Origin of the sequence: Shewanella sp. HL-SH2 (assembly GCF_051164935.1) — a bacterium.
GTDB lineage: Bacteria > Pseudomonadota > Gammaproteobacteria > Enterobacterales > Shewanellaceae > Shewanella > Shewanella glacialimarina.
In genome coordinates this window covers 248,837-264,745 of the sequence record NZ_CP195035.1, presented here as the reverse complement: position 1 = coordinate 264,745, position 15,909 = coordinate 248,837, and the positions used below count along the sequence as shown (strand labels likewise).

At 42.0% G+C, this 15,909-nt stretch carries 17 protein-coding genes; 8 read left to right on the top strand and 9 right to left on the bottom strand.

The features are described from left to right. Nucleotides 1-82: 82 nt before the first annotated feature. From ACRWP9_RS01015 to ACRWP9_RS00990, 6 genes are all read left to right on the top strand, one after another. Nucleotides 83-697 (top strand): tRNA-uridine aminocarboxypropyltransferase, encoded by a 615-nt coding sequence (locus ACRWP9_RS01015; RefSeq protein WP_434927474.1) that lies wholly within the window; start codon nt 83-85, stop codon nt 695-697. After that, nucleotides 694-1,065, top strand: a complete 372-nt coding sequence (locus tag ACRWP9_RS01010) for a hypothetical protein (RefSeq protein WP_434927473.1) — start codon at nt 694-696, stop codon at nt 1,063-1,065. The genes ACRWP9_RS01015 and ACRWP9_RS01010 overlap by 4 nt, the downstream gene beginning before the upstream one ends. A 30-nt stretch (nt 1,066-1,095) precedes the next feature. Next, on the top strand, nt 1,096-1,776 hold the full coding sequence (locus ACRWP9_RS01005; protein ID WP_434927472.1) for a methyltransferase domain-containing protein: 681 nt from the start codon (nt 1,096-1,098) through the stop codon (nt 1,774-1,776). Between the two features lie 282 nt (nt 1,777-2,058). After that, entirely contained in the window at nt 2,059-3,387 is a 1,329-nt protein-coding gene (locus tag ACRWP9_RS01000; RefSeq protein ID WP_434927471.1) for a M16 family metallopeptidase, read from the top strand. Between the two features lie 5 nt (nt 3,388-3,392). Continuing rightward, entirely contained in the window at nt 3,393-4,829 is a 1,437-nt protein-coding gene (locus ACRWP9_RS00995) for a M16 family metallopeptidase (RefSeq protein WP_434927470.1), read from the top strand. Between the two features lie 158 nt (nt 4,830-4,987). Continuing rightward, nucleotides 4,988-5,590 carry a hypothetical protein gene (locus ACRWP9_RS00990; protein WP_434927469.1) on the top strand — a complete coding sequence of 201 codons (603 nt, stop codon included), beginning with the start codon at nt 4,988-4,990 and terminating at the stop codon, nt 5,588-5,590. A gap of 113 nt (nt 5,591-5,703) precedes the next feature. Here the strand turns inward: ACRWP9_RS00990 and ACRWP9_RS00985 are convergent, their stop codons facing one another. The 5 genes from ACRWP9_RS00985 to ACRWP9_RS00965 form a co-directional block, all read right to left on the bottom strand. Next, nucleotides 5,704-6,036: a DUF2956 domain-containing protein gene (locus tag ACRWP9_RS00985; protein ID WP_434927468.1), complete on the bottom strand. Its 333-nt coding sequence runs from the start codon at nt 6,034-6,036 to the stop codon at nt 5,704-5,706. Then, nucleotides 6,033-6,497 (bottom strand): tRNA (uridine(34)/cytosine(34)/5-carboxymethylaminomethyluridine(34)-2'-O)-methyltransferase TrmL, encoded by a 465-nt coding sequence (gene trmL, locus ACRWP9_RS00980; protein WP_434927467.1) that lies wholly within the window; start codon nt 6,495-6,497, stop codon nt 6,033-6,035. The genes ACRWP9_RS00985 and trmL overlap by 4 nt, the downstream gene beginning before the upstream one ends. 258 nt (nt 6,498-6,755) lie before the next feature. After that, nucleotides 6,756-8,126: an ATP-binding protein gene (locus ACRWP9_RS00975; RefSeq protein WP_434927466.1), complete on the bottom strand. Its 1,371-nt coding sequence runs from the start codon at nt 8,124-8,126 to the stop codon at nt 6,756-6,758. Next, nucleotides 8,126-8,812 carry a response regulator gene (locus ACRWP9_RS00970; protein ID WP_434927465.1) on the bottom strand — a complete coding sequence of 229 codons (687 nt, stop codon included), beginning with the start codon at nt 8,810-8,812 and terminating at the stop codon, nt 8,126-8,128. The genes ACRWP9_RS00975 and ACRWP9_RS00970 overlap by 1 nt, the downstream gene beginning before the upstream one ends. Before the next feature lie 93 nt (nt 8,813-8,905). Then, on the bottom strand, nt 8,906-10,354 hold the full coding sequence (locus ACRWP9_RS00965; protein ID WP_434927464.1) for a cytochrome C biosynthesis protein: 1,449 nt from the start codon (nt 10,352-10,354) through the stop codon (nt 8,906-8,908). A gap of 276 nt (nt 10,355-10,630) precedes the next feature. Between ACRWP9_RS00965 and ACRWP9_RS00960 the strand changes: the two genes are divergently transcribed. Both ACRWP9_RS00960 and fieF read left to right on the top strand, forming a co-directional pair. After that, nucleotides 10,631-11,122, top strand: a complete 492-nt coding sequence (locus ACRWP9_RS00960; RefSeq protein ID WP_434927463.1) for a Spy/CpxP family protein refolding chaperone — start codon at nt 10,631-10,633, stop codon at nt 11,120-11,122. 212 nt (nt 11,123-11,334) lie between these two features. Beyond that, nucleotides 11,335-12,204 carry a cation efflux pump FieF gene (fieF, locus tag ACRWP9_RS00955; protein ID WP_226412697.1) on the top strand — a complete coding sequence of 290 codons (870 nt, stop codon included), beginning with the start codon at nt 11,335-11,337 and terminating at the stop codon, nt 12,202-12,204. Nucleotides 12,205-12,268: 64 nt separating this feature from the next. On the opposite strand, the gene glnG is transcribed toward fieF, so the two are convergent. The 4 genes from glnG to ACRWP9_RS00935 all read right to left on the bottom strand — a co-directional run bounded on the left by glnG (nt 12,269) and on the right by ACRWP9_RS00935 (nt 15,846). Then, nucleotides 12,269-13,684, bottom strand: coding sequence for a nitrogen regulation protein NR(I) (gene glnG / locus ACRWP9_RS00950; protein WP_434927462.1), 1,416 nt, complete (start codon nt 13,682-13,684; stop codon nt 12,269-12,271). Between the two features lie 25 nt (nt 13,685-13,709). Then, nucleotides 13,710-14,753, bottom strand: coding sequence for a nitrogen regulation protein NR(II) (glnL, locus tag ACRWP9_RS00945; RefSeq protein WP_226412701.1), 1,044 nt, complete (start codon nt 14,751-14,753; stop codon nt 13,710-13,712). Between the two features lie 126 nt (nt 14,754-14,879). After that, nucleotides 14,880-15,422 carry a DUF4124 domain-containing protein gene (locus ACRWP9_RS00940; RefSeq protein WP_434927461.1) on the bottom strand — a complete coding sequence of 181 codons (543 nt, stop codon included), beginning with the start codon at nt 15,420-15,422 and terminating at the stop codon, nt 14,880-14,882. Between the two features lie 118 nt (nt 15,423-15,540). Next, the gene (locus ACRWP9_RS00935; RefSeq protein ID WP_434927460.1) at nt 15,541-15,846 is read right to left on the bottom strand and encodes a pyrimidine/purine nucleoside phosphorylase; all 306 of its coding nucleotides are present in this window, start codon (nt 15,844-15,846) and stop codon (nt 15,541-15,543) included. Nucleotides 15,847-15,909 lie beyond the last annotated feature (63 nt).

Here is a 15,909-nt window from a genome sequence, read left to right as displayed (position 1 = left end):
ATTCATCCTTGATATGGTAAAAGTATTTTAAAAATATGATGTTATATGGTTTCCTGTATTCAAGCAACAGGTTTGATTTAAGATGAAAAGAACTTATTGCGCCGTCTGTGATTACCCACAAACAGCTTGTGTGTGCCATGCGGTTAGCCCATTTCTGGCGCGCACAAATGTCATAGTGATGCAGCATGAAAGTGAAGTTAATCATGCTAAAAATACCGTTCGGTTAATACGTTTAGTTATGCCGAACATGCGGGTGTTTGTGGGTGAAACCGCAGAAGATTTTATTGATTTACAGGCTTACCTAGCCCAAGCCTCCAAGCCGATATATGTGGTGTATCCAAGTGACAATAGTCAAACTGTGTCGCAATCGGGTGCTCAGGCCGACAGCATCATTATTTTACTAGATGGCACTTGGCGTAAAGCTTATAAAATACTCCAGTCTAATCCATGGCTGCAACACTACCCCGCTATCCATTTAGATGTTGAACACGCATCAAATTATATTATTCGCAAAGCAAAACGCCCAGATAGTTTATCTACCTTAGAGGCTACGGCTTTATTATTGTCGGCGCTAGATAAAACCTTAGACACAGAGCCTTTGTTTGCCGTTTTTGATGCTATGGTGCAACATAGATTGAGCGCCATGCCTGAAAACATCAAAGCCCGTTATCAATTAAATGACAAGGAAGTAAAATGAAGTATTTATTATTAGGACTGTGTTTGGTATTTATCTTGACCTCTAGCGCGTTTGCAAATGATGTCATTACGCCAATCGATCCTGAAAAACCGCGCAAAAAAATGTCATTAGAAAAACAAGCTGAACAAGGCCGCATTGATTCTGAAAAGTTAGCGCAATCGCAATTAGACAAGGCGCGTGTTGCAGCGCAAGCAACCGCTGAACGCGAACAAGATGTGTTATCACGTCAAGAGTCAGGCGAGTGGCAGAATGAGCAACGTGAAAAGGCTAAAGTGCAGTTTGATGATCGTGCTGAGCGAGAGAATAAATATTTAAAACAAGCACAAGAAGCTGCTGCTAAAGAAAAACAAATTAGTGAAGAAAAGTAGCTTAAGTGTTGAGCCAATAGAGTGTCTTTAATGTCAGTAGATTTAGCTGTTAATACCGTTGTTGCGCCAGAACGCTGCCCATTATGTCACCACACTGAAGTGGTGTTTTTTCACCAAGATAAAGACCGTAGCTACTTTCAATGCAAGCAATGTGAATTGGTTACTGTACCTGCGTCATTTTATTTAGATAAAGCCGCAGAAAAAGCCCACTATGATTGTCACCATAATGACTTTGCCGATGCGGGTTATCAACGCTTTCTATCTCGTACCTTAACGCCATTACTCGCTCGGGTTAACCCCAACGCCAAGGGCTTAGACTTTGGCTGTGGAGAAGGTGCTGTGCTTAGCCAAATGGCAGCGCAGCAGGGGGTTGAGGTGAGTAATTATGATTTATTTTATTTCCCTAACCATGACCTACTACAGCAGCAATATGACTTTGTCACCATGACCGAAGTGCTGGAACATATTGCTAACCCCCAAGCAATATTTAAGCAACTACAAGGCTTACTAAACCCTTCAGGCAAGCTGGCTATTATGACTAAGCGCGTAAAAGGTATTGCAGGGTTCATAGACTGGCATTACAAGTTTGATCCAACTCATATTAATTTTTATAGTCTGTCGACCTTTGAATGGATTGCTAAACAGTATCAATGGCAACTCGAAGTGATCGAGAATGACGTGGTAATGTTTCATTTGCCAGAATCCGCTTAAATAAACTACTGTGCTTGGCGAGCCGATTAATGGCTGCAAATAAATAGATACAATTGTTACTATATTGTTGGGTCAAAAAAATTAACAATTCTGCAAAATAAAGGTAAATTCAATACCTAATTGTTATACAGCATGACCAAGATACGCTATTAAAGTGCAATTGCCAGTATCCGGTTTTGTTGTTTAGTCATGGCGACAAGTTTTAAGCCACTTCTAGAATGTCATTCTTGCAAACAAACTTAAGTTAAACACTCTAGTTAAAATAGCTCAAAGGAGCGAAATATGAAACGGACGTTAACCGCGTTAATGTTATTGGCAGGCATTTTAGGCACATCAAGTGCTGATGCCACTACCGCCAAAGATATTGACAGTTTTACCTTAGATAACGGTATGAAAATTATGGTATTAGAGGATAGCTCTATACCCAATGCCAATATGTACTTATTTTGGAAAGTTGGCTCGCGCAATGAGGTACCTGGTATTACCGGTATTTCGCACTTTTTTGAACACATGATGTTTAATGGTTCAAAAAAGTTTGGTCCGAAAATGTTTGACCGCACTATGGAAGCTGCTGGTGGGGCAAATAATGCTTACACCACTGAAGACATGACAGTGTATACCGACTGGTTCCCCGCCAATGCCATTGAAACCATGTTTGATTTGGAAGCCGACCGTATCGCTAATTTAGATATCAACCCTGAAATGGTTGAGAGTGAGCGTGGCGTGGTGCAGTCAGAGCGCACAACAGGGCTTGAAAACTCTAACTGGCGCACCATACAAGAAGCGTTAAAAGGTGTGGCATTTTCAGCCCATCCTTATAGCTGGTCGGTTATTGGTTATGAGTCTGACATTGCCGCATGGACGTTAGAAGACTTGCAGCAATACCATAAAACCTATTACGCGCCAAACAACGCCGTTGTGGTTATTGCCGGTGATGTAAAGCTGGCTGAAGTTAAGCGATTAGCAAATAAGTATTTTGCACCTATTCCGGCACAAGCACCGCCTAAAGCCGTTCGCACCGTCGAGCCATTACAGCAAGGTGAGCGTCGTGTTTTTGTTAAGAAAGAATCGGTAAGTACTCCAAATGTGATGTTGGCTTACCATATTCCTGCCACCAGTCATGCTGACTATTATGCGCTTGATTTACTCAGCTCAATCTTAAGTCAAGGTAATAGCTCGCGTTTTTACCAAGGTTTGGTAGACAAGCAACTGGCGACATCGGCAGACACGTACATGCCAATGTCGTTCGACCCTAACTTGTTTTACATCTTAGGTGTTGCTAACACAGGCGTTGAAGCCAGTACCCTTGAGCTTGCCTTACTAGAGCAAATTAACTTAATCGCAACCCAAGGTGTCACAGCTGGAGAGTTAGAAAAGGTTAAAAATATTAAATTAATCAATTTTTATCGTGATATGGAAACCATTAACGGTAAAGCCAACACGCTAGGAACCTACGAGATGTATTTTGGCCGCTTTGAAAAATTATTTGATGCGCCAGAGCGTTATAACACAGTGACCCCAGAAGATATCAAGCGTGTGGCGCAAACCTATTTAATTCGCGCTAATCGTACCGTCGGTGTGTTGGCGGCTACAGAGGAGAGCGACAAATGAGACCTATGAAACAAACAATTAAAATGTCGTTGTCGGCCCTGGCTATTGTCAGTGCATTATCATTAGCGGGTTGCGCTACTACAAGTAACAGTACTGTGGCCAATGTAGTCGAAACAGGCAGCTTTAGCTTACCTCAGTATCAAACGGTGAGTTTATCTAACGGCCTTAAAGTGAATTTGATGGTACAAAAAGAAGTGCCATTAATCACAATCAATGCTGTGGTGCGAGCCGGTGCAGTGAATGACACGACTTCAGGGCTAGCCAGCATGACAGCCCAAGGTTTAATGCTAGGTGCGGCGGGTCAGTCAAAAGCCGATATTGAACAAACACTCGATTTTATGGGTGCCAGTTTGAATACCGGCGCAGATCAAGAGGGCAGCTATATTGATGCCAGCTTTATGAGTAAAGATCTGGATAAGGTACTGCCTATTTTTAGCAATGTATTGTTATCTCCTGACTTTGATACAGCAGAATTTGCTAAATTACAGCAACGTGAAATTGTGGGGTTGTCGCAACAAAAGGAAAGCCCGCGTGCTGTGATTGGCCGTTACTTTAATAAGCTAGTGTTTGCTAACCATCCTTATGCTAACCCAAGTTCAGGTAACAGCGAGTCTATTGCTGAATTATCTATTGAGCAGCTACGAGCGTTTCATCAGGGTTTCTATCAACCTAATAACGTAGCAATCAGTGTTGTGGGTGATTTTGACCCGCAGCAGATGCAAGCCAAGTTAGAGCAAGCTTTGGGGCAATGGCAAAATACTGAAGTCGCAGTGCAAGCCGATTTAGCTCAAGCTTTACCTGTAATGGGCGCTAGCCGCGTGTTGCTGGTGGATAAGCCTGATGCAATTGAAACCACTTTTGTGTTTGGTGGCATGGGCATAAGTTACGATAACCCTGATTACGTTGGCTTAACGGTAGTGAATACCATTTTAGGCGGTCGTTTTACCTCATGGTTAAATGATGAGCTTAGAGTTAATGCTGGCTTAACCTACGGTGCGCGCTCTGGTTTTGTGCCGTTTTCAAAGGCTGGAGTATTTCAAATTAGTACCTTTACTAAAGCTGAAACTACCAAAGAAGCCATTGATTTAGCCTTAAAAACCTATGCAAGATTGTGGGAAAAAGGTATCGACCAAGCGACATTAGATTCAGCTAAAGCTTATGTTAAAGGGCAGTTTCCGCCTAAGTTTGAAACCGCAAGTCAGCTAGCGGGCTTAATGTCAGAGATGTATTTATATGGCTTTGATGATAATTTCATTAATCAATTTCAAGCTAAAGTTGATGGGTTAACCATTGCTGACACCCAGCGTTTAGTTAAGCAGTATTTCCCTCAACAAAATTTGCAGTATGTGTTGATTGGAAATGCTGAAAAAATTGCCGATATTGCCGCTCAGTATGGCGACGTGACCAAGGTTGATATAAAAGACAGTGGTTTTGGTCAATAGTTTGGGGTGGTGAATTGAGCTGTAATTAATAGCCAAACTAAAAAAGACCCACGATTGAGTGGGTCTTTTGTTTTATCGGGTGTATATTTTGAGCTGATTATCTTGGGGGCGATTAAATAAATGTATCCCAAGCATTAGGTGCTAAAAACGGGTCAAATATGGCAATCAGTGAAATATGCACTCGCGCTTTACTTTCAACAATTAATCAACCGACCTTAAATAAGATGATATTGAACTGTTTTAAATCGATAATCTGGATCCTATTTGGCATTATTACGCTGCATTGTGCGCCTGCTTTGGCCAATAAAGTGCAGCTTGGGCAACTTTGCCCGTTAATAAGTGGTCAGTGGCAAGGCAGCGCAGCAAATCCAAACGGCCTATCAAAACAGGTGACTACCTCAGTGCTGTGTTCTGCCGATAACAGTAATATGTATATTAGTATTAGCCAGGGTGCACGGTTCAGTAATAGTGAAACCTGGTGGTTTCGTGTGCGAGGCAATGAGATCGAGCTGATTTATTCTGATGGTATTAATGCAGACATTAGCCAACTATTTACCTTATACCAGCAAGGTGATGGATATACTTTTCTAGGAAAGGGTGAAATTAAACAGCGTCCAGCTTTAATACGGCTTTCCTTTGATGCACAGCAAGCTAACGGTAAAACCCACTGGCTATGGCAACAAAGTGCCCACTTTTTAGATGATGATAGCGACAGTTATCAAGTGGTTCGGGGGGTAAGCCTGATGCCTATAGGTAGGTAAAAGTCTGGGCAATAAATGAAATAATATTTATTTAAGCTTGCTACGCCATATAACCGATACCCAGACAGGCTTAATAAATAGCTTAATCAATAGATTAGCTAGTAAAGCTTTGCCTAGCTAAAAAAGTACAACGCAAAGCCTAGCCAACTTAAGCCTAATGCACAGGCTAATGCCCATACCATAGGTGTCATTTGGGTTGATTCAGTAAACTCTAATTCAAACTCAGGTTCACCGTGTTGTATTTTTTGCTTAGATTTAACTTGCTGCTTGCGCGCTTTATCACTCTGTCTTGCTTTGGCTTTATGCTGTTTTTTATATTCAGTAATGCCTTTTTCAATACCGCTAGCAATAAGCTTAGTTTGCGCTTTAGTTTGACCTTCTTTCTGGGTCGACTTGGCAATGGTTAATGCTTGCTCTTGAGTTTCGTTTGAACTGGATTGCTTCATTCTGCGCCTGCAAAATCGAGCTGTCGCCAGGCTTCATAGCTAATAATCGCGACAGAGTTAGAAAGGTTTAAGCTGCGGCTATTGGCAGTCATAGGAATGCGCAAACGCTGCTCTAATGGCGTCGCATTAATAATGTCCATGGGTAAGCCGCGAGTTTCTGGGCCAAATAATAAAACATCATCTTCGGCAAAAGCAATTTGAGTGTGTGGGCGACTGCCTTTAGTGGTGCACGCCATAATACGTTTACCTGCCATAGCGACTAAAAAGTCTGGGTAATTTTTATGGCGGGTGACTCGGGTTAGGTCGGAGTAATCTAAGCCTGCGCGACGTAGCTTTTTCTCTTCTAAGTCGAAACCTAGAGGTTCAATAAGATGAAGTTGCGTACCATTATTGGCACATAAACGAATAATATTACCCGTGTTTGGGGCGATTTCTGGCTCATAAAGTGCGATATGGAACATGGTGACCTACCTGAAAAAAATAACGGTGCATTATAGCTGAAGTAGTTGAAAGCTTCATTATTAACTCACGCCAGTTAACTCACCCGAATTTGAATGAATAAATGAGCTAACCATTATTGGCTCTCCTTATAACTGTTGAAGTTAACCTGATAATCAATACCTTGTACTCTGGTTTAGTGATTTTTACCGTCCATGTTACTTATAGGGATAATATTTAAGTGAGCCTTTGGCTGCAATTACACCTCAAGAGGTGACTTTTTAATGGCGCTGAGGCAAGGTGATCTTTATCAATAAACCACTTGGCTGAGCATTTTTCGCCTCAATACTGCCTTTATGGACTTTAATAGCGGCTTGAGTTATCGCTAGGCCGAGTCCCCATCCACCACTATTGCGATCTCTGGCATTATCCGGACGGTAAAACGGCCTGAATATCGCTTCTAGCTCTTGCTCATCAATACCCTTACCATCGTCTTTAATCTGAATGACAATATTTTCACCCTCTTCGATGGCGCCGATATGCACGTGTTGAGTGGCATAACGGATAGCATTTCGCAGTACGTTTTCAATTGCACGGCACAAGGGTTTTGGATAGTGCTCAAAAGCTAATTGCTCATCGATATCTATTTCGAGTATTTTCTGTTGTTGCTCTGCTTCAAACTCGGCGTCGTCTAATACTTGACTAAGGGTTTCAGTTAATTCGGTGTTGATGCGGATTTCGCTGGCATTTAGTGTTACTCGAGATAACGTCAGTAACTCACCGATTAAGTCATCTAATTGGTTAGCTTCATATTCTATGCGGGTTAACTCTGTGCTGTCTTGGCCTTTTTTACGTGCCAGCGCCAAGGACAGTTTTAAGCGTGTTAGCGGTGTGCGAAGTTCGTGGGAAATATCTCCCATTAACCGTTGCTGGTTAGTCACCATAGCTTCAATTGAGTCGGCCATACTGTTGAACGTCATTGCAAGCTGGCCCATTTCATCACTTCTGCTGACGGTGGTTTTGTCGACTCGGTGCGATAAATCGCCTTTCGCGATTGCATTGGCGCTGCGTTTTAGACTATTCAGGGGTTTACCAAGATGCCAAGCGAGTAAACCACATAATAAGCCTGAGAATAGAATGGCAATAGAGGCTGTGAGTAGTTTGTTCTCTGAAAAGTAAAAGAACCAGGGTCTAGGATGGTTAGCGGGTACTCGACCATACACTTGGAAGGTTTGCTGGTTAACGCTGAAGGTTAAAGGGCCAAAAATAAGCTCATTTCTAAACTGATGACTAATTGGCTGCTTGGCGTCTTCTGCCATTAATAGAAACTGTCGTAATGAGCGGGGGACTTTACGGCTATTAATAACTTGACCGTCGTCGTTTACAAGATACACACGTAGCGGTTTGTCGTGTCTTGAATGTTGGCGTTGTAATTTATATAGCTTATCTGTAGTGAGAATATCGGGGGATTGTTGAATGTCTTTAGCGACCGTTTGTAGCACTTGCTGTAAATGCTTTTCAATCGGTGCGCGGTCCTGACTTTGCATAATAATTGGCAGAATTAACACTAATGCAATGGTTAAAGAGCTGCACAGCCAAAAGCCAATCAACAATTTAAAGAATAAGCGATTTAATGGGTTAGTTGAACTCATTAGGGGATCCAAATATAGCCCTTGCCTCGCAGGGTTTTTACCCTCGCTCGGCCATCTTTGCGCTCGGGTAACTTCTTACGCAAATTGGATAAGTGCATGTCTAAACTGCGATCAAAGGGCATCAGTTTTTTACCCAATACACTTTCACTTAACGAGTCTTTGGTAACTAACTCACCTGAATTGGCAACTAAGTTAAGCAGTAAGCTAAATTCGGTTGATGTCAGAACCATTAATTGTTCATTGCAATAAACTTCTTGGCGCTTAGGATCTAGGCGCAAGTCACCAATTTTCAAAGCATCACTAGTTAGCAGCTCTTGTTCAGCATTGGTCGCACGACGCAATATGGCCCGAATACGGGCGATTAATTCTCGGTCGTTAAACGGTTTTGGCAGGTAATCATCGGCGCCAATCTCTAGGCCAATCACACGATCGATTTCATCGCCACGGGCGGTTAACATCAATACTGGAGTTTGCTTACGTTTGCGGATGCCTTTTAATACTTCAAAGCCCCCAAGTTGCGGTAGCATCACATCCAATAGAATCAGATCAAAATCAGTTTGCAATGCTTTAGTTAACCCTTCTTGACCATCATAAGCCTGGTTGACAGCAAAGCCTTCCATTTCTAATAACTGGGTTAATAATTCTGATAATCCGACATCATCGTCAACAAGTAAAATTCGATTCATTTCAGCCCTCAATATGCATTCAAACACTTTAGCCTATGGCGAGCTGAGATGAAATCATCATTGCACAGTTTTACATTCGTTGGTGCTTTACTGCTAGCCAGCAGACTTATCTTTTTTTGCTGAAGTCAGTTTGACGATAATGAAGGTCAATATGATTGACCCCACAATCAGCCCAATTGATAGCACTGGATTTTGCAATGACATGGGATTAATCACTAGCATGCTACCCAAGCCTAGCATCATAACCCCAGACATTAGCTTTAACTTTTCGCCTTCTTTTTCGGTCAGTTTTCGTTTACCCAGAGTCATTGAAAACACAATCACTATAGTGGCTAAAGGGATGACGTAAACCACGTTGTAAGCGATCAAATAAAGATAACGCTCCATGACATCCAGGTTAGAAATGGACAGCACTGAAGTGTAAATCATTGGAAAACCCGCAGTGCACAATAACTCGTAAGCATTCGCCAAAATAGCCAATACTGATGAGCCGATAATCATGGTCGGTAATGAACTGGTTTTAGACAATTTACCCATACGCTTAATAAGCGTCCCTCTATTTTCTACCGACATTGATAGGCTGACATCGCCACGGCCGTAGAAGTAGTCCTTGATATTGACCCCAGCAGCAATCAAAGCCAATACTCCCGCACAGGTAATAATAATGCCGCCATCACCGCCGCCAAGTAGTTGGAATAAATTTAACCAGGCACTCATAAAGATGAAATAGATAAACCCAGAGAAAAATACAAATATACCGCCCACCAGTAACATGCGTTTTTTGCTGCCAGCATTGACCATGATGCTGAGTAAGAATAACAACACGAAAAATGCGCACGGATTAAAGGCATCAACACCTGCCAATACCACAGTTAATAGGGGTAATGACATTTGTTCAGGATGCACTGCACCAATTAAGGGAATATCCACGGGTTGGACATGTGGCTTTGAGGTGTTGGTGCTGACTGAGGTGCCTTCGGTTGCGAAGCTACTGTCCATGCCACAAGTGCTAGCGTTATCTTCAACATTACTGGTATCTCCACATGTAGCAAATAAGGGCTCGGATGGTGTGTTATCTAAGGTTAGAAAGTCATCAAGTGTGTCGCCAATATTAGCTTTGCCACCTTGTTTTTGGTAACAGTCGACTAAACGCTCAATAATATATTGGCCAGTGACCTGATGGCTGTTGTAGCCAACAATGGCTTCACCACATACAGCAAAGTAGGGCACAGATTTAGGTTCTACCCCTGTCCGTTTGCCCATTGCGATAAGTTTATCGACATTGCCAGTTTCACTGATTAAGTAATCTTCAACCGTTATCCAATCAAATCGCTCGCCTAATGCGTCAATTAAAGGGTGAGCTTTGCGACAGTGTGGGCAGGTTTCTGACCAGAAAAAATGCAGCTTAACGACGGGGTGATCATTGTTTTGGCTATACCATAGTGAGTCATCTGCTGATGTTGATGGGGTACTGGCAATGGCACTTGGCGCTAATATCAGTATATAAAGCAGTAACAGCAACTGGCTAAATAATCGATTCATAATTTATTCCACTAAAGCACTAATAGTTAGATTTTATGCCCTTATCTAATGACTGTAATGATCAAGTTTAAATTACGTTAACTAGCTCGCATTACTGTGGTGTTTATCATCCAATATGCCAACTAGATCATCTATTTCTGGTGTAAAAGTCGATAGGAAACATTCTTTACATAGCTTTACGCCGTCTTAACCCTGATTGACATTGCATTGGGTAAACTGAGTATCAAATCTGCTGAGGCAGAAAGTAACCCCTTTTTTATACCGAGGAATTTACCAATGAAAACATCATCAATCTTCAACATGAGTTTAGTTGCTTTAGTGGCAAGCTCAGCATTATTGGCTGGTCAGTTATATGCAGAAGAAACCATTAGCAGTGCAGCAAAAACTGAGCAACCTAGCGTTAAAGCCGACAGACATCATGGCCATAAAGGTGGCATGCACAAAATGTTGCGCAAACTAGATTTAACAGATGCACAAAAAGTGCAAGTTAAAGTGATATTTGACAAATATAAAGCTAACCGTCCAGAGCGCCCAACAAAAGAGCAACGTGCAGCGCACAAAGCAGATATGTTAGCGTTAATCACTACCGCTGGTTTTGATGAAGTTAAAGCCACTGAAATGGTTGAAGCAAAACAACAAATGCAGTTACAAAAAATGTTAACCCATATGAAAATACAAAATGAAATTTATCAATTATTAACACCTGAACAGCAACAAAAGTTTCAAGATAAATTTAACTCAGGCAAAGGCCACAAATCACGCCATTAATCTAGTTTATATAGGCTGACATAGATAAAAGCCATTACTTCAGAGTAATGGTTTTTTTTGTTTAGTTAAGCTTGTGACTTTTACAAGATTGAGAAAGGTCACACTTTGCATAAGGTGAGTCGATTGTTTAGTAAACTTTATCCTAATTAAGTAATCAACTTGCTATAGTAAGGGTTGGTAGATTATCAGTATAAAGAGTCGATAGATCTTTTATGAGTGAAACTTCAGAATATGATTTTTGGGTAAAACTGGCTAGCCGTGCAGCGGTAGCAACAGCCCTTTGCTTGATAGTCATTAAGCTTGTAGCGTGGTTGTATTCCGGTTCGGCAAGTATGCTGGCATCGTTAACTGACTCTTTTGCCGATGCTTTGGCGTCAATAGTCAATTTTATTGCCGTGCGTTATGCGATTGTGCCTGCGGATAAAGATCACCGTTATGGTCATGGTAAAGCTGAGCCGTTAGCTTCACTAGCACAAGCGGGGTTTATTTTAGGCTCGGCTTGTGTATTGTTGCTCTACGGCGGTGAAAAGTTGATTAACCCTGTAACGGTTACCCATGCCACTTTAGGGGTCATTGTGTCTATCATTGCCATTATTATGACCTTGGCCTTGGTATTGTTGCAAAAAAGAGCGTTGGAAAAAACCAACAGTACAGTAGTTGAAGCAGATGCTTTGCACTATAAGTCTGATTTATTTTTAAACTCAGCCGTGCTACTAGCGCTAGTTTTGGCACATTATGGTTGGTGGTGGGCGGATGGATTATTTGCGATATTGATTGCCATATTCATTGGTCAACAAGCCATTGATTTAGGCTATCGCTCAATACAAAGTTTGTTAGACAGAGAGCTAGATTCTGATACTCGTGAACAGATTAAAGCTTTGGCTTTAGAAGATAAAAGAGTCAAGGGACTGCATGATCTACGTACCCGTCAGTCAGGTAAAACCAGGTTTATTCAATTGCATTTAGAATTAGATGGTAACCAACCATTGTTTGAAGCACATTCAATAGCTGATGCGACCGGACTGCGTATTAAAAATGCGTTTGAAGATGCTGAAGTGATTATTCACCAGGATCCCGTTTAGCATCTTTTTTGGTTATGCCTAATCCTTGCCTCTTAGGCATAACAACTTAGGCATAGCAAAGTACTTATTCCATTGATAATTCTTTTAATTTACGGGTTAACGTATTGCGCCCCCAGCCTAAACGTTTAGCGGCATCTTGTTTATGACCTTGGGTATGTTTTAAGGCGGTTTCAAGTAATATCCGCTCAAATTCAGGTTGTATCTCGGTGAGTAAATCGTTATCACCGGCACTGAGTCGTTCATTTATCCAGTCTTTAAGCGCCGATTGCCAGTCTGTATGTGCCGCATTTGGCTGGCTAGTTGCCACAGGATCCTTGAGTAATTCAGGTGGTAAATCTTGTGGCAGAATTTCTTGTCCCGATGCCATTACGGTTAACCATCGGCAAGTGTTTTCAAGTTGACGCACGTTCCCTGGCCAGGGTAATTGCGATAGTTTAGCGGCGGTTTCTTTGGTGAGTATTTTGGGTTCTACGCCCATTTCTTTGGCCGCAGTACTGAGAAAGTGAGTAGCGAGTTGAGAGATGTCTTCACGACGTTGTGACAGAGGAGGTAAATGCACTCTAATGACATTCAAGCGATGAAATAAATCTTCGCGAAATGAGCCTTTTTGCACCAACAATTCAAGGTTCTGGTGAGTTGCGGCAATAATACGCACATCAACCTGCACAGATTGATGGCCACCAACACGATAGAATTGACCATCTGATAGCACCCGTAATAAGCGTGTTTGGACATCGAGTGGCATATCGCCAATTTCATCTAAGAATAGTGTGCCACCATTGGCTTGTTCAAACCGCCCTTGACGCACATTAGCAGCCCCAGTAAATGCGCCTTTTTCATGGCCAAATAGCTCTGACTCAATAAGGTCTTTGGGTATTGCGGCCATATTAAGGGCAATAAAAGGTTTATCTTTGCGTGGGCTGTGTTTATGAAGCGCACCCGCGACTAACTCTTTACCTGTACCTGATTGGCCATTAATTAACACGCTGATAGAGGACCGAGATAAACGGCCAATAGCACGAAACACCTCTTGCATAGCGGGCGCTTCACCGATAATTTCAGGTGTCTTTACCTGTGTATCAACTGCTGGAGTTGCAGGTGTTTGTTCGGTTGCATGGGTTAATGCCCGTTCAACTAGCGCAATGGCCTCGTCAATATCAAACGGTTTAGGTAAATACTCAAACGCGCCTGCTTGATAGGCGCTAACGGCACTGTCTAGGTCAGAGTGAGCTGTCATGATAATTACGGGAATATGCGGGTAATGAAGCTGTAAACGGTCTAGCAGGGTTAAGCCGTCGGTACCTGGCATACGTATGTCAGACACAATCACTTGAGGTTGAGCTAGTTCTAATGCTTGCCATAGTGACTCGGCTGCAGCAAAACTGGCGCAGGTTAATTTTGCGCCTGAGAAGGCTTTTTCTAGCACCCAACGAATGGAGCTATCATCATCTAAAATCCAGACTTGTTCGCTTATTGTCATCTTGTTACCTCGTGCTGCCTAAGGTCTAGAATTTTTGTAATGGCAGGGTAATTATAAATTCGGTATGGCCTGGAGCTGATACGCAGTCAATACGTCCGCCATGTAATCTTGCTATATTGTGTGCAATGGATAAACCCAGGCCTGAGCCATCTTCACGCCCTGTCACCATAGGGTAAAACAAGGTGTCTATAAGATCAGAGGGTATGCCGGGGCCGTTGTCGATAATCGACAGGACTAACACTAACTTATACCTTTGTGTACCGAGGGTGACTTGATGTTGAGTTCGGGTCTTTATCAAGATTTCACCGCCAGCATGTTCTAATGCTTGAATGGCATTTTGGACAATATTAAGCACAGCCTGCTGAAGTTGGTCGGGATCCATCTGAAAATCAGGAATAGATGGGTCGTAGTCACGCTTTAGATTTATGTTTGCGGGTAAAGCCATTTCAACCAGCTTTAATACCTTTTGTACCACTTGATGAATATTGTGTTCGGTATGCTGTGTTGGTCGCTGCGGGCCTAATAACCTATCGACTAGGTTGCGCAGACGATCGGCTTGTTCGATGATTAAAGTGGTAAATTCTTTTAATTCCGGTGAGTGCAGTTCTCTTGATAACAGTTGAGCTGCACCGCGTAATCCCCCTAATGGATTTTTAATTTCATGGGCAAGATTACGCACAAGATATTGCGCTGCTTGTTGCTGCGCGTCCATATTTAGCTGCTGGTGTATACGACGTTGTTGATCAACTTGTCGTAGCTCTAAAATACTGAGATTTTGTTCATTCTCGATAGGAATTAAGGTCAAGTCTACAGTGTGGTGCTGACCGTCTAAGGTAATTAATGCCGCAGTGTTAACTGTGATCCCCTGATTTGATGATACAGCATCTCGCAAAATATGTTCATCAACGCCTAAAAACTGATATAAATCAGGCAAGCTTAATTCGAGTAATTTATGGTTGGCGACAGCCAATAGCTGCTCGGCAGCAGCATTGGCAAAACAAGGCTTTAATTTGGTGTCGATCACTAGTACTGCGGTAACTAGATGATTAAGTAAATTATTAGTGTCCATTCGCCGTCCTGATTATTGGGTTGCAGCTTGCACCAATATGTTGCACCAATATGGTGCGATCTGCAACTCAGTTCACGCAGGCAAATAAAAAATAAATTTAAGCAGAATTTGTTTTATGTTACTGTTTTAATTTATTTTTGTAGCATAGTAAGGCGTTGGTTTCGCCAATCTGCTCACACTTGCCTGGTGAAGAAATATCTTTCTTGGAGAACTAGATGCAAGGACTTTGCCGTTTTGATCCAATGCTTTCACCACAATGATATGTTCCCCTCGGTAAATGCCCATTAAGCTAAAAGTGGATGAAGATTGTGGTTGAGCTTTAACTTCGCCATCAATAAAAAGTGCCAGTAAGATACCTCGGGGGAGTGTTGGGGTAACACTGACAATGACATCAAATTTTCCCTCATTACTGCGAATGGTTTCATCATGTGTGGGGGATACTATACTTAAGACGAGCTCAATAGCATCATTTTGCGAGGTTGAATCCACAATGATTGGGGTATCATTTAGCACGATAGTGTTTTGAGTATTTTCTTTTACTTCGACAAGCTCTGCATTAGGCTTAGCTTCGTCGCTATAGTGAACTTTTCCGTTTTCATCGACCCAGCGATAAACCGCTGCTGTGCTACTGATACTGACGAGTAGCAAGCTAAATAATAAAATGCGCATAAATAGAATCCTTTTACGTGTGCATTTTACTAGACTAGCTGTTTTTTGATAAAAAAACAGCCAAAACTGTTTGGTTCTGGCTAAGTTTATTTGTAACTAAACTGCAGAGTAAGACGACTTAAAGGTAGCTACAACAGTATTCAGCAATACCGCTGGTTTTAATACTAAAGCTCACACCAGCAGCTAATTCAAACTGGGTGTCAGCTGAATAATTGATCCATTCGGTCGTACCAGGCAATAACACTTCAAAGTTACCTGATGTGACTTGCATTATTTCACCTTGAGAGGTTGAAAAGGTATATTCGCCAGGTAAGACAACACCTAGAGTTTGTCTGCTTCCATCGGCTAAAAATACTGTGCGGCTAATGACTTTTCCATCAAAATAAACATTTGCCTTTAGGGCTACATCGACTTGTTTTAACATATTTCCTGATACTCCATAAATGTTTTAAGTGAATTTATATCTATTTTAAATGTATATCTAGTT

What these genes read in the sequence shown, in the direction of transcription:
- ACRWP9_RS00970 (WP_434927465.1), bottom strand. Translation starts at nt 8,812, where the DNA reads ATGAATCGAATTTTACTTGTTGACGATGATGTCGGATTATCAGAATTA.
- ACRWP9_RS00985 (WP_434927468.1), bottom strand. Translation starts at nt 6,036, where the DNA reads ATGAAGCAATCCAGTTCAAACGAAACTCAAGAGCAAGCATTAACCATT.
- fieF (WP_226412697.1), top strand. Translation starts at nt 11,335, where the DNA reads ATGAGTGAAACTTCAGAATATGATTTTTGGGTAAAACTGGCTAGCCGT.
- ACRWP9_RS00965 (WP_434927464.1), bottom strand. Translation starts at nt 10,354, where the DNA reads ATGAATCGATTATTTAGCCAGTTGCTGTTACTGCTTTATATACTGATA.
- glnL (WP_226412701.1), bottom strand. Translation starts at nt 14,753, where the DNA reads ATGGACACTAATAATTTACTTAATCATCTAGTTACCGCAGTACTAGTG.
- ACRWP9_RS00990 (WP_434927469.1), top strand. Translation starts at nt 4,988, where the DNA reads ATGGCAATCAGTGAAATATGCACTCGCGCTTTACTTTCAACAATTAAT.
- ACRWP9_RS01015 (WP_434927474.1), top strand. Translation starts at nt 83, where the DNA reads ATGAAAAGAACTTATTGCGCCGTCTGTGATTACCCACAAACAGCTTGT.
- glnG (WP_434927462.1), bottom strand. Translation starts at nt 13,684, where the DNA reads ATGACAATAAGCGAACAAGTCTGGATTTTAGATGATGATAGCTCCATT.
- ACRWP9_RS00935 (WP_434927460.1), bottom strand. Translation starts at nt 15,846, where the DNA reads ATGTTAAAACAAGTCGATGTAGCCCTAAAGGCAAATGTTTATTTTGAT.
- trmL (WP_434927467.1), bottom strand. Translation starts at nt 6,497, where the DNA reads ATGTTCCATATCGCACTTTATGAGCCAGAAATCGCCCCAAACACGGGT.
- ACRWP9_RS00960 (WP_434927463.1), top strand. Translation starts at nt 10,631, where the DNA reads ATGAAAACATCATCAATCTTCAACATGAGTTTAGTTGCTTTAGTGGCA.
- ACRWP9_RS00995 (WP_434927470.1), top strand. Translation starts at nt 3,393, where the DNA reads ATGAAACAAACAATTAAAATGTCGTTGTCGGCCCTGGCTATTGTCAGT.
- ACRWP9_RS00975 (WP_434927466.1), bottom strand. Translation starts at nt 8,126, where the DNA reads ATGAGTTCAACTAACCCATTAAATCGCTTATTCTTTAAATTGTTGATT.
- ACRWP9_RS00940 (WP_434927461.1), bottom strand. Translation starts at nt 15,422, where the DNA reads ATGCGCATTTTATTATTTAGCTTGCTACTCGTCAGTATCAGTAGCACA.
- ACRWP9_RS01000 (WP_434927471.1), top strand. Translation starts at nt 2,059, where the DNA reads ATGAAACGGACGTTAACCGCGTTAATGTTATTGGCAGGCATTTTAGGC.
- ACRWP9_RS01005 (WP_434927472.1), top strand. Translation starts at nt 1,096, where the DNA reads ATGTCAGTAGATTTAGCTGTTAATACCGTTGTTGCGCCAGAACGCTGC.
- ACRWP9_RS01010 (WP_434927473.1), top strand. Translation starts at nt 694, where the DNA reads ATGAAGTATTTATTATTAGGACTGTGTTTGGTATTTATCTTGACCTCT.